We start from the raw sequence: 13,060 nt of genomic DNA, 5'->3' as shown, positions 1-13,060 counted from the left end.
GTACTCATGGAACAGTCCGGACACGGGTTCGCGATGAGGACCGGGACGGGCGCGGGAGCTCCGTCCCGGCCTGCCGCATCCGGGCCGGGGCACCACCGGTACGCGGCCGCCTGGAGCAAGGTCCCTGAGGTGACGGCCCTGTTCTGGGTCACCAAGGTCCTCACCACGGGGATGGGCGAGACCACCTCGGACTTCCTGGCACGAGTGCTCGGCCCGGTCGTGGCCGGCGCGCTGGGATTGTTCGGGCTGGTGGCACTACTGGTGATTCAATTCCGCGCCACCCGGTACTCGCCCTGGCTCTACTGGTCGGCGATCGTCATGGTGAGTGTGTTCGGCACGATGGCCGCCGATGTCGCCCACGTGGTGGTCGGTATCCCGTACACGGTCTCCACCGTCGTGTTCTCACTGGCCCTCGCGGCGATTCTGACGGCCTGGTACGTGAGCGAGCGCACGCTGTCCATCCACAGCATCCGTACCCCGCGCCGCGAAGCGTTCTACTGGGCGACCGTGCTGGCGACCTTCGCCCTGGGCACGGCAACCGGCGACCTCACCGCTGGCACCCTCCACTTCGGCTACCTCTCCTCAGGTGTCCTGTTCACCGCCCTGATCGCCGTACCCGCCCTGGCCTGGCGCCTCCGGTGGCTCAACCCGGTCGCCGCCTTCTGGGCGGCCTACGTACTGACCCGCCCGCTCGGGGCGTCCTTCGCCGACTGGATGGGTGTACCCGCCCGGCGCAGCGGGCTCGGCTGGGGCACCGGGCCGGTCAGCCTGGTCCTGGCCCTTCTCATCGCCGCACTCGTCGCGTACCAGGCCGTCGCGCATCAGCGCACCGCCGTGCCGGTCAAAGCACGGAGTTGAGGAGTGTCAGGTGGTGATGGCTGCCGGCGAGGCCCTTTGTGGCGTCGCTGAGGCCCATGTCGTAGGCGAAGGTGACGGCACCACGCCACGTCGGAAGGCCGCACGGTGGCCTGACGCTTGTGGGCCGCACGGCATGCCATTGCGTGCGACGTTGCGCGGTCAGCACCGGCAGGCCCGGCAGGCCCGGTCACGGCTCGCGCTGCGGTCCGGACCGGACCCGCAGCTTCGGAGGAGCAACCAAGCGAAGAGCGGTGAGTGCGAAATGCGCGGGAGCGCTCAACACTCCCGGTGGGACCACGGCGTGGACGGACCTTGACCCGGAGCACAACCTTCCGTGGTCTGTTGGCCGCCCGCCCTTCAGACCGTGGATGTGAACGTGCCATGACCCGTACCCCCCGCCGACGGCAGGGGCTGGTTCGCTCGGCGGCGTCCGATCCACGAGGTACGGGAGACCACGATGAGACGTCGCATCACTGCCTCACTGACCGCTCTTGCCTGTGCCACCCCGCTGGCGATTGCCGCGGCAAGCCCCGTCCAAGCGGCCACCGGCCACCACGTACTGGTGATCAGCGTCGACGGACTGCACGCCGCCGACCTCCAGCGGTATGTCGCCACCCACCCCGGATCCGCGCTGGCCGCGTTGTCCCGGCGGGGCACCACGTACACCGACGCCCGCGGCTCCGAACCGTCCGACTCCTTCCCCGGGCTGCTCGCCCTGGTGACCGGCGGCACACCGCGCAGCACCGGCGTCTACTACGACGACTCCTACGACCGCAAGCTCTCCCCGCCCGGGTCCGGTTGTGCGACGGTCGGTACCGAGGTGGTGTTCGACGAGTCGATCGACCGCAACCCCGACGCCCTGGACGGCGGAGGCGGCATCGACCCGGCCAAGCTGCCGCTCGACCCGGCGAAGGGCTGCACGCCGGTCTACCCGCACCAGTTCCTCCGCACGAACACGGTCTTCGAGGTGGCCCGGCAGGCCGGACTCAGGACCGCCTGGTCCGACAAGCACCCCGCATACGACCTGGTCAACGGCCCGTCGGGCAAGGGTGTCCAGGACCCCTACAACCCGGAGATCAACGCGGTGGCCGGAACGGCCGCCACCGAGGGATACGACGACCTCAAGGCCGCCGCCGTCCGCAACGAGATCGACGGCCGGGACCACACCGGCACTCACTCCGTAGGCGTCCCAGCGGTGTTCGGCCTCAACTTCCAAGCTGTCAGCGTCGCGCAGAAGGACGCCGCGGGCGGCTACACCGACGGTGGCCGTACTCCGAGCACCGAACTGGCCGACGCCCTGGAGCACACCGATCGCTCCATCGGCACACTGCTGGCCCGGCTCACGGCCCGCGGCCTGGACCGCAGCACCCAGGTGGTACTCACCGCCAAGCACGGCCAGTCGCCCACCGACCGGGCCCAGTTGAAGCCGGTCGACAAGAAGCTGCTGACGACCGTGGTCAACGGCGTCACCCCGGGCCTCGTCGCGCAGACCACCGCCGACGACGTCGCTCTGCTCTGGCTCACCGACCACAGCAAGGCCCAGGCCGCGGCCGATGCGCTGCGCGCACACGCCGACGAGCTCAACATCGACCGGGTGCTGGTCGGCAAGGACATCACCCGCCGGTTCGGCAACCCGGCCAAGGACTCCAGGACCCCCGACGTGCTGGTGCTTCCCCGGCCCGGGACCGTCTACGCCAAGCCCGGCGCGACGAAGATTGCCGAACACGGTGGCTTCAGCGCGGACGACACCCATGTCGCCCTGCTGGTAGCGGGCCCTGGAGTACGGCGAGGTGAAGAGGTCGACGACCGGGTCACGACCACCCAGGTGGCCCCCACCATCGTCCGCTTCCTCGGCCTCGACCCGCGCTCCCTCGACGCGGTCCGGGCCGAACACACCCAGGTACTGCCCAAGCGGTAGCGTCACCGGCCGCGCGGACGGCCGTTCGAGGGCCGCCCCGGCCCCGCGGGTTTCCCGGCGGGCCCAGTCAGGAGGACTTGGCCAGGTTGCCGCTCAGCCGGCCCAAGAAGGGCAGCAGCAGCCGGATCCAGGTCGTGAGCAGTGGGGCGGCGCTCGTTGACGGTGCCGCTGCGGTGGCCGGCGCCAGGGGAGGAGGGGCGGGTCACCGCAGCGCCATGGTGCGGCCAGTTCGGTGGAGCTCCGGTGTCACCAGTGACCGGAGCCGGTGGTCCCCACGGACCTACAGTTGTCCGTCGCCTCCATCCGCGCCGGTCATGGCGCCGGTGGTGGAACCAGCACCCGCGTCAGTGCCGTTCGCGTCACCGGAACCAGCACCCGCGTCAGTGCCGTTCGCGTCACCGGAACCAGCACCCGCATCAGTGCCGTTCGCGTCACCCGCACCAGCAGTTGAACCAGCACTTGAACCCGCACTCGCGTCGTTGCCGGTGGCGTCACCGCCACCAGTAGCGTTGCCGGAACCAGCACTCGCGCCGTTGCCGTTCGCGTCATCACCGCCGGCCGCGCCGGCGTTGTCACCGGCGTCGCCCGCTCCGATGACGGCTCCGGTGGCCACGAGCGCGGCCGTGACCGGCTGGAAGAAGGTCTCGCCGCCCTGCGTGCAGTCACCGCTGCCGCCCGAGGTCAGCCCCACGGCCGCGTCGCCGGCGAACATCGGGCCGCCGCTGTCACCGGGCTCCGCGCACACGTCGGTCTGGATGAGTCCGTTGACGATGTCGCCGTTGCCGTAGTTGACCGTGGCGTTGAGACCGGTGACGGTGCCGTCCTTGAGACCCGTTCTGCTGCCGGAACGCTGCACCTTCATGCCCACGGCCGCGTCCGCGGCCTGGGTGATCTGCTGGGTGCCGCCGTTTTGGAGGTCGACCGCGCTGGACGGCTTCGCGGTCGGGTCGTCGTACTTCACCAGGGCGAAGTCGGTCTTGGGGAACCGGGAGTCCGCGACGGTGCCCAGCGGCTGACGACCTGCCTGGTCGGCCGCCCAGGTCTTCGATTCGTTGCCGCAGTGGCCTGCTGTGATGAAGGCGGGCGCTCCCTGCACGGTGACGTTGAATCCCAGTGAGCACTGCGCCCGGCCACCGAAGATGGCGGATCCGCCGATAGCTCCCGTCGTGGCGTTCGCGCCGCCCGTCTGGCCTCCCGTCCCTCCCGCCGCCGGGGAGCTGCCGCCGGCCGCGCCTTGGCGGCGGCCGCCTGAGTCGTTGGGTGTGAACTCGCCCGGGGTCCGTTTGACGCTCACCAGACCGGCCAGGCGGTCCGTGGCCCGTGTCAGGTTGGCCATCTTCGTGCCGGTCACCGTCCGGTCGGCGAGGACCACGATCTGGTTGGTCTTCGGGTCGATGGACCAGGCGGTGCCGGGTATCGAGGCGGTGTCGCTCAAGGTGCGGACGCCGTCGCGCAGTGCGGGCATGGTGTTCCGCACGACCTTGGCGATGGCCCCCTGGGACTGGACCCGCCGGGCGTCGTCGTCGCTCAGTACGTTCACGACCAGGTGCCTGGCGGGAGCGTCCAGGTACCAGCCCGCTGTCTTGCCGCCGAGGTCCGCGTTCAGGGATGCCGCGAGCAGCGCGGCCGACTGCGAGGAGAACGTCTCGGGGGGTTGTGGCGTGTTGGTACTCGCGTTGGCGTGGGGGAGCAGGATCGCCACCCCCGCGACGACTGCCGCCACAGCGCCGGTGATGGCGCCGGTCCGCTTGTTCACATGTCGGTGGCTCAACTCAAGGACCTCCAGCTGGATCATGCAGGAAGCACACGGGCGTCCGCCCTGGCGTTTTCCTTCAACACCTGTGCACGCTTGCCACCCCGTACTACGTAGCTGCGTGTGAGTCGGCCTCACGGCCACTCAAGCTGTGATGAATTCCGGCACATGCCGCAGTGAGCACCTACCCTCCGCCGATTCGTCTCGTACGCAGGAGAGTTGACCGGCGTTCGTGATCGTTTCGCGGGGCCGCCCGGTCCCCGGAGCAGGGCGGGACGCAGCGACGATTCCGACGGTGTGGCGGGCGGCCACCGTCCACGGGAGCCACCGCGGACGCGCACACTCCATTACAGCGTGGTGGCGGCCCAGTGGGGGTGGGTCGGTGCGGGCACGTCCGTTGCCGGTATGTCGGCGATTATCGTCAGGTGGGGCGGGGGGAGAGGGGCGGACGGAACTGGGGGCCGTAATTCCCCGAGGTGCCGGGGATGCCGATCTCCATCAATTCGACGGCTGGGGCCTCCAGTCCCCGCATGGCGTGGACGGCCGCTCGCAGGGCGCTGGGGTCGCCGCCATCCCATGCGGTTTCGAGGGTGTCGAGCACGGCGTGGTAAGTGGTGTCGAACTGGTCGAGGAGCCGCCGGACCGGCACGGACGCCTGGGGCCAGCCGCCGGCAGGGACCCTGGCCATGGGGCGGGCGTCGGGGAAGGGTACGGGGGCGCCGGTGAACTGCGTGCTTCCGCCGACCTTGAGCAGCCGCCGTCCGTGGTAGATCTCACCGAAGGCGTAGTAGTGCGCCGGGTGGTCGTCGCCGAAGGACTCGTCCGGGGAGGTGATCGTGCCCTCGCCCTGCTCCTTGATGACTTCGAGGCAGCCTTCGACGTCATCGAGGTTGTCGACCGGCTTCAGCACGGCGGAGCCGATGTGTTCGGACAGTTGCCCCCGCGCCGACAGTTCCGGCGCCGTCTGTCGGAACGCCTGCTGCAGGGTGGTGTAGAAGTCAGCAACGCTCGGTGAGGTGGCCCTGCTGCGGGTGAGCGGAGCGTCGGGGGCCTCGATCGCCATCATCACGTCGTGGACGACGGACTTGGTCAGGCCCGACAGGTAGACGTTCACTCCGGGGCGCACGCCGCCGGGTAGCGGGCCGGGGTAGGTGGGGGCGGCGTTGCTGATCCGGGGCCGCCCGCCCACAGCCACCAGGAGGTTGCAGACCACTCCCAGGTGGTACATCTCGTCGCCGACGATGCGCCGGATCAGCTGCGCGGCCTCACTGCCGCGGTCCTTGACCGACCACCAGCCGCACAGATACGGCGGGATGGTGGAGAGTTCGAGTTCCACGGCAACCTGAAGTGCCTGCCTGAGCCAGCCCACGTCGCGGTCGATGGCGGGAACAGCCATCAGACGTGCGACCGACCCGAGCGCTGCGGCCTGCGGCGGCCCGGCCGCGCGCGCCGCTGCGGCGGGCCCGGCCAGCGAGACCGGCGCGGCCGCCAGGGCTGCCGCCGCCACGAAGCTCCTGCGCTTGAACGGGGAAGCCTCCGGCTTGGCCGGGTCGCTCGTTGTACCTGTCACCGTTGTCTCCGCTCGTCGCGGTGGGCCCCGCCTGCTCCCGGGGCTTCTCGGGTCTTCCGAAGGTTCGCGAAGCTAGCAGCGGTTGTCACCGTTCCCGAGGTGCGGGATCCGCGCGGCGCAATTGCCACCCGCTCGGCCCAGACGAGGCGAAGCGGCACCCTTGCGGAGGAGGTCCGAAACAACCCCTCGCGAACCCGCGGGGCCGGGGGGTACGCGGGTCCTATCGTCGGGCCAATACGGGGCGCAGGCGACTGGTGCGAAGTCGTTCGACGGCTGGAGCGCCGTAGCGGCGGCCGAGGAGCACAGTCGGGACGGCGATGGCGGCACCGATGAGGGCGGCGGTGATGACGTCGTGGGGGTAGTGGGCGCCGACGTAGACACGGGAGGCGGCCATCAGTACGGCGAGGACGAGGGCCAGTGCGCCGAGGCGGCGGTGGATGAGCAGCAGCGCGGTGGCGGCGGCGAAGGCGACGGTGGTGTGGTTGCTCGGGAAGGCGTAGTCGTTCAAGGGTGGGCAGGCTTCGACGAGGAAATCGTGGGGCAGAGCACGGCAGGGGCGTGGTTCGGCGAAGACATCCTTGATGCCGGAATTGAGCAGGTAGGCGAGGATGACAGCGACCCCTCCGGCCAGGGACGCGGCCATCGCGGCGGCGTCGGCGCGGCGGGCCATCCACCAGCCGGCGAGCAGGGCCACAGCGAACAGCAACGCGCCGTAGCTGGTGAAGGCCAGCATCGGTGCATTGAGCCAGTGGGTGTCGCGGGCGAAGTCGGTGATGGTGGTGTACCAGCCGCCGTCGATGGCTGCGCCGTCCAGCGCCTGGAACGAAGGTGCGGTCACGGAGGTGCCTTTGCGCTGGGGAGCAGGCGCCGGGGCTGCTCGCCAGGCGCGGGAGGGCGTGGCACACTCGGGGTGCCAATGACTTCTACAGTCACGTAGAAGTACTACGCGACTGTAGATGATGAACGGAAGGTAGCCAAGTCATGAATGACGACGGCGAGGCGACCGTGGCGGCCGGGCGGCGCCCCAACGGCGCTCTGGAGGCCGAGGTTCTGGCGATCCTGCAGGCCGCCGAGGAGGCGCTGACCCCCGCGCAGGCCGCCGAGCGGCTCGGCGGCGGACTGTCGTACAGCACGGTGGTGACGATCCTGTCCCGACTGCACGCCAAGGGCATTCTGGAGCGCACCCCTCGCGGGCGGGCCTACGCCTACACGCCCGTCACCGACGAGCCGGGCCTGGCCGCTCGCCAGATGCACCAGGTTCTGGGGAGCAAACCGGATCGCGAGAGGGTCCTGACCCGGTTCGTCGACGACCTTTCCGCCGCTGACGAGCTGCTGCTGCGCCGCCTGCTCGGCGCCGAACTGGACCCCGGCCGGTAAGGACCGCCCCGGATGCATCTCGCCGTCTATCTGCCGTTGCTTTTCCCCGCCCTGGCCGTAATCGCCGCCCGGCCACTGACCGACCGGTTGGAGCCCCGTCTGGCCACCTGGATCCTTACGGTCGGCTCGGTGGTCCTGGCGATCGGCAGCACCACGGTTCTGGGGCTGCTGGCGCTGGCCGTCTGCGTACGGATCCCGACGGTCGCGGACCTGGGCGGATTCTCACTCCAGGTGGTGCAACGCCATGACCCGACCGCGTGGGCCGTCGGGCTGCTTGCCGGCGTACTGCTGACCATCGCGGTGACGGCTGCGACCCGCATGGTGTGGCGGCGGGTGCGGGCGTTGTTCAACGCGGCCCTGGAGGCGGCTTGCTTCCCCGGCACGAACCGACTGGTCGTCCTCGACGAACCGGCCGCCGACGCGTTCGCCATGCCAGGGCTGCCCGGCCGCATCGTCGTTTCCACCGGCATGCTCAGCGCCCTGGACGACGGCGAGCGCGCAGTTCTGCTCGCCCACGAACGCGCCCATCTACGCGGACACCACTACCTGTTCACCGCCGGCGCCCAACTGGCCGCCGCCGCCAATCCCCTGCTGCGCCCCGCGGCCACTGCCGTTACGTACACGGTAGAGCGGTGGGCTGACGAACGCGCCGCCACGGTGATCGGTGACCGCCGACGCGTGGCCCGCACCGTGGGCAGGGCCGCCCTGGCGGCCAAGAGCGGCGAGGGTCGCCGTCGCCTGCCCGCCGCCGCAATGGGAATCCTCGGCCGCGACCGCGCACGGACCGCTGTCGGGCCGGTGCCCCGCCGTGTAGCCGCTCTGCTCGCCCCGCCACCGCGCAACCAGATGCTCGCGCTGTTGGGTGTGGGCGCAGTGCTGGCGGCGACGGCGCTGTGCACGCTGGAGGCCGCCCAGGACCTGCACGAATTGCTGGAACTCGCCAAGGGCGGCTGACTGGCGGTGAGGAATCCGAACCACTGCAGTTGCCATAGTCGGGAGTCCCCGTAATGCTCGGACAGTCAACCATCAGGCCGTACTTGTGATCCGCGTTCCGCGGCTCCGCAGAGTCGAGCCGACTGACCGGTGAACGGCAAGATGTCGTAAACAGACCACACGGTGGCCGCTTTCGTCTGAAGATCGTCCTTATGGCTTCGATTGTGGTCACCCAGGCGTCCCGTTTCGCGACCTGCAGCGCCCGTAACCGGCGCCGATTTTGGCGTTCGCCCGCCGGGCAGCCCGCCTACGTGCGTCCCTTGCTGTTGGTGATCACGGCCGTCGCTACCGCGTTGTACGGGTGGAACATCGACCGTGGTCAGTTGCATCCGTTCTACGCCGACACCGTGCTCAGTATGAGCAGGAACGGGAAGGCGTTCTTCTTCGGTTCATTCGAGCCCGGCAACTCCATCACTCTGGACAAACTGCCCGGCTTTCTGTGGCCGCAGGCGGTCTCCGCGCGGCTCTTCGGATTCCATCCCTGGGCGCTGGCGCTGCCCCAAGTGATCGAGGGCGCGCTGAGTGTGCTGGTGCTGTTCCGGCTGGTGCGCAGGCAGGCTGGAGCTCCTGCGGCGCTGGTGGCCGCGGCCGCGTTCGCGAGCACCCCGGCGGCGACCGGACTGTTCCGCTCGGCTGTCGAGGACGCACCGTTCACGCTGCTCCTGCTGCTCGCCGCCGACGCGGCGTTCCAGGCGGCCCGCACGGCACGGCTGCGCCCGCTCATATGGAGCGCGCTCTGGGTGGGGCTCGCTTTCCAGGCGAAGATGCTCGAAGCGTGGGCCCTCGGACCCGTCCTGGCCGCCGTCTTCCTCATCGCGGCTCCCACGACACTGCGCCGCAGAGTGGCCGGTACCGCTGTCGCGGCCGCCGTGACGTTCGCTGTGTCGGCGTCCTGGGTCCTGGTGGTTGCACTGATACCCGCGGGCGACCGGCCCTACATCGACGGGACCACCAACAACTCGCCGGTGAGCATGGTCGTGGGGTACAACTTCCTCAACCGCTTCCCTCAGCTGGGACTGACCCCCGCCGACACCGGCAGCGTCAACTCCGTACCCAGCGGCCCCGCGGCGAAGGGGTCGTCAGGAGCCGGTCCCGGGCCGGCCGCTGCCACGGGCGACGAGGGCGGCTGGACCAAGATGGTTCGCGCGCCCCTGGCCTCGCAGACCGGCTGGCTGTATCCGGCGGCGGCCCTCACCGTGGGCTGCGGCCTGGTGTGGCTGCGGCACCGGCCGCGCACCGACCCCGAGCGGGCCGCCCTGCTTCTCTGGGGCGGCTGGCTCACGACGTTCCTCGCCGTCTTCAGCGCGGGGACGGTCGCGGGGCACACCTACTACATGGGGGTCGTGGCGGCCCCGCTCGCGGCCCTGACCGGGATCGGCACCGTCCAGTGCTGGCGCGCCCACCGGGCGGGCGGCTCCCGCGCGTGGACGCTGCCCGCGATGATCGGCGGCACCGCCGTGTGGGGTGCCGTGGTGGCCGGCGCCTGGCCGCACTTCTGGCCCGGCCTGGGAGTCGCTGTTCTGGTGCTCTGCCTGGTCGCGCTGGTACTGCTGGCCTGGAGCCGCCCGAGCGGTGCGGGACCGGGGCACCCGGGCGGACATCGGGCGGCGGTAGCAGGGCTCCTGGTGGGGTTGACTGCCATCCTCCTGGCCCCCGCGGCCTGGTCGGTCTCGGTCGTCATGCCCCGCTACAGCCAGTCCGCCAAGGGCACGGTAGGTCCCGACAGCGATGCGGATCGCACCCGCCTGCGGGCTCCGGCGGTCGCCGCCCTGGGCGACCGGGCCTCGGCCCCCGGTCCCAGGGCGCGACGACGGCTGCTCGGCTACCTGCAGACCAACCGGCACGGCACCGACTACCTGGTGGCGACCGCCAGTTGGAACATCGCTTCCCCGTACCTACGGGCAACCGGCGACGCGGTGCTGCCCATCGGCGGTTACATGGGCCAGGCCCCGGCACCCACCCCGGGCGAGATCCAGCGGTACGTAGCCGCGGGCCGGCTGCGCTACGTACTGCTCCGCCGGGCACACCCACGGGGTGCCTCCGCCACGCCCGCCGCCCGCGTCGCGTCCTGGGTCCGAACGTCCTGTGCTCGGGTCCCGGACAGCGCCTACGGCGGCACGGTCACCGACGCCACCGACGGCGCGCCGTTGCAGCTGTACCGGTGCACGCCCGCCCCGTGAGTGCCCGGCCCCGGCACCTGCGCGAGGAAACCGACGGCCACCTCGCCCACCACGGCGTGCCGGTCGGGTAACGACGGTATGGCACCGCTCGTTGAGACGGCATGCTCGAATTGCCTTTCTCCGAGAATGCCGACGCCGCTCCCAAACCTGGCCGAGGCACGTGCGACCAGTTCGACGCCGGTGTTGGGGGAGGGGGCGCTTACGGGAGAACACCGAATATGACGGTCCTTGTGGTACCGCGCCGGTGAGCGGCGGCGACGGCCATGTCCCTCTTGGTCGGGGCGTCGTCGGGTCGTCCGTCCGCGGCAGAGTGCTGGTCTCGATCGTCACCGTCACCGCGTGCGCTGTACTGGTGTTTACTGTGCCGTTGGCCATCGCGGTCTCCCGGATCTACCGCGACGGGGCTGTGGCCCGCCTGGAGCGCGACGCCATCTGGACGGCGGCCGGCTTGGCGGGCGGTGCCGTTGGCGCCCCCGATAGCCCGACCACGCTCCACCACCCCTCGCACGGTGTTGACGTGGGGGTATACAGCCCGTTGGGCCGGCGTATCTACGGGAGGGGGCCTGCCCGGTCCCCGGGAGCGGCCGCCGCCCGTGACGGGGTGCTGCATCGAGGGGTGGAAGGCGGAAATCTCGTGGTCTCCGCTCCGGTCTTCCGGGGCGGTGCCGTGCGGGAGGTGGTGCGGGCATGGATGCCATGGGACCCGGTCGCCGACAGCACCGTTCTCGCCTGGCTTCTGCTGGCCGCTATCGGTGCGGTCGTCGTCGCGTTGGCCGCGTTACTCGCCTGGCGTGTCGCGGGCCGGGTTGCCATTCCTTTGGAGCGGTTGACGGCTAGCGCCCAGGCCTTGGGATCGGGGGACTTCAGTATCCGGGCGGAGCGTACCGGCATACGCGAGGCGGACGCCGCATGGCAGGCACTGGCCATGACGGCGCGGCGGTTGGGATCTCTCCTGGAGCGAGAACGCCGGTTCAGTACAGCGGTCTCCCATCAGTTGCGCACCCCGCTGACGGCACTCGTTCTGGGCTTGGAGACGGCGCAGTCACTCGACGACCGGGGCCGGGGACAGGCACTGGCCACCGCGTTGCGCCGGGCTGAACACTTCGGTGACACGATCGAGGATCTGCTGCGACTGGCGCGCGAGACCCACCACCGTGCCGACATCGTCGAGGTGCGGGGGCTGCTGGACGACATCGCTCAGCGCCACCGTGACGCTGTTGGGGAGGCCGGGCGCCGCCTGACCGTGCGGTGCGAAGCCGGTCTGCCGCCGGTCAGAGCCTCGGCAGCGGCAGTGGCGCAGATCATGGGCACGTTGATGGACAACGCTCTGGTCCACGGCAAGGGGGAGATCAGACTCAGTGCGACGGACGTGGGCGCAGGCGTGGCTTTGGAGGTGGGGGACGACGGACCCGGTCCCGCCGGTGACGGCGACGCGGTCTTCGCAACGGCACGGCGTGACGGTCAGCGCCACGGTATCGGGATGCCGTTGGCCCGCTCTCTCGCCGAAGCCGAGGGCGGCAGACTGCTCCTGCGTAGGCCCGGACCCCAGCCCGTGTTCAGCCTTCTGCTCCCGGCCTGCGAACCGTCACCGGCCACGGGCGCGGGGGATGAGTCACTGCGAGGGTGACGGGCGATCAGCGTACTGGTGGTGCGCCTGTCTCGTACCGGTACCCTTTGCCACGCACCGTGGTGATGCACTCTCCTCCGCGGTCATCGGCGTCGGCGAGCTTACGTCGCAGCGCCGAGACATGCACATCCAGGGTCTTGGTAGGGCCGAACCAGTGTTCGTCCCAGACCTCCGCCATCAGATGTTCACGGCTCACGACGGCTCCGGCCGACCCGGCAAGGGTAGCGAGCAGGTCGAACTCTTTGGGGCGCAGGTGGACTTCGCGGTCGCCGATGTGCACCCTGCGGGTGTGGGTGTCGATTCGGGTGCCGCCGATCCGTATCACTGGCGGTCCGGCCACAGTGGCTCGGCGGCGCAGGTGCGCGCGCAGCCGGGCCAGCAGTTCGGTCAGGCGGAACGGCTTGGTGAGATAGTCGTCCGCGCCGGCGTCGAGGGCGACCACTACTTCGAACTCCAGGATGCGTGCGGTGAGGACGACGATGACGGTCTCCACTGGTAGGAGGGCGCGCAGTCTGCGGCATACCTCCACCCCGTCGACGTCCGGCAGGCCGAGGTCCAGCAGGACCAGGTCCGGCGGGCGACGTCTGGCCTGCTCGGCGGCCTGTCCGCCGGTAGCGGCCCGAGCCACCTGGTATCCGTGGCCGACCAGCGCCCGGTTGAGTTCGGACGCGATCTCAGCGTCGTCTTCGACGATCAACAACTCCGCGAGCGCCCTACGCACGATTCCGCCCTTCTCCACGAGTCCTGACCAGGGATGATACGGAGAGCACGCCTATCCGGCGTA

The 13,060-nt window shown here is 70.4% G+C and carries 10 protein-coding genes; 6 read left to right on the top strand and 4 right to left on the bottom strand.

Translation table 11 applies throughout. The annotated features are described in order from the left end of the window. The first annotated feature begins 129 nt into the window (after window positions 1-129). Window positions 130-858, top strand: a complete 729-nt coding sequence (locus LNW72_RS01360; RefSeq protein WP_308401861.1) for a hypothetical protein — start codon at window positions 130-132, stop codon at window positions 856-858. Between the two features lie 457 nt (window positions 859-1,315). Further along, entirely contained in the window at window positions 1,316-2,776 is a 1,461-nt protein-coding gene (locus tag LNW72_RS01355; protein WP_250973598.1) for an alkaline phosphatase family protein, read from the top strand. A 280-nt stretch (window positions 2,777-3,056) separates the two neighbouring features. Here LNW72_RS01355 and LNW72_RS01350 read toward each other — a convergent pair whose 3' ends face one another. From LNW72_RS01350 to LNW72_RS01340, 3 genes are all read right to left on the bottom strand, one after another. Then, window positions 3,057-4,571, bottom strand: coding sequence for a S1 family peptidase (locus LNW72_RS01350; RefSeq protein ID WP_250973597.1), 1,515 nt, complete (start codon window positions 4,569-4,571; stop codon window positions 3,057-3,059). Window positions 4,572-4,950: 379 nt separating this feature from the next. Beyond that, on the bottom strand, window positions 4,951-6,099 hold the full coding sequence (locus tag LNW72_RS01345) for a ferritin-like protein (protein WP_250973596.1): 1,149 nt from the start codon (window positions 6,097-6,099) through the stop codon (window positions 4,951-4,953). Between the two features lie 220 nt (window positions 6,100-6,319). Beyond that, window positions 6,320-6,937, bottom strand: coding sequence for a phosphatase PAP2 family protein (locus LNW72_RS01340; RefSeq protein WP_250973595.1), 618 nt, complete (start codon window positions 6,935-6,937; stop codon window positions 6,320-6,322). Window positions 6,938-7,080: 143 nt separating this feature from the next. Between LNW72_RS01340 and LNW72_RS01335 the strand changes: the two genes are divergently transcribed. The 4 genes from LNW72_RS01335 (at window position 7,081) to LNW72_RS01320 (ending at window position 12,276) form a co-directional block, all read left to right on the top strand. Continuing rightward, a complete protein-coding gene (locus tag LNW72_RS01335; RefSeq protein ID WP_250973594.1) occupies window positions 7,081-7,476 on the top strand; it encodes a BlaI/MecI/CopY family transcriptional regulator in 396 nt (131 codons plus the stop codon). Between the two features lie 12 nt (window positions 7,477-7,488). Then, complete coding sequence (locus LNW72_RS01330; RefSeq protein WP_250973593.1) at window positions 7,489-8,430, top strand: M56 family metallopeptidase; 942 nt, start codon at window positions 7,489-7,491, stop codon at window positions 8,428-8,430. A gap of 395 nt (window positions 8,431-8,825) precedes the next feature. Beyond that, entirely contained in the window at window positions 8,826-10,649 is a 1,824-nt protein-coding gene (locus LNW72_RS01325) for a glycosyltransferase family 39 protein (RefSeq protein ID WP_250973592.1), read from the top strand. Between the two features lie 310 nt (window positions 10,650-10,959). Beyond that, window positions 10,960-12,276, top strand: coding sequence for a HAMP domain-containing sensor histidine kinase (locus LNW72_RS01320; RefSeq protein ID WP_250973591.1), 1,317 nt, complete (start codon window positions 10,960-10,962; stop codon window positions 12,274-12,276). A gap of 7 nt (window positions 12,277-12,283) precedes the next feature. On the opposite strand, the gene LNW72_RS01315 is transcribed toward LNW72_RS01320, so the two are convergent. Then, window positions 12,284-12,997 (bottom strand): response regulator transcription factor, encoded by a 714-nt coding sequence (locus tag LNW72_RS01315; protein ID WP_250973590.1) that lies wholly within the window; start codon window positions 12,995-12,997, stop codon window positions 12,284-12,286. Window positions 12,998-13,060 lie beyond the last annotated feature (63 nt).

The sequence above is a fragment of the Streptomyces sp. RKAG293 genome (assembly GCF_023701745.1).
Lineage (GTDB): Bacteria > Actinomycetota > Actinomycetes > Streptomycetales > Streptomycetaceae > Actinacidiphila.
Note: the sequence above shows the minus strand (reverse complement) of the source record. Positions and strands in the feature narration are given on the sequence as shown.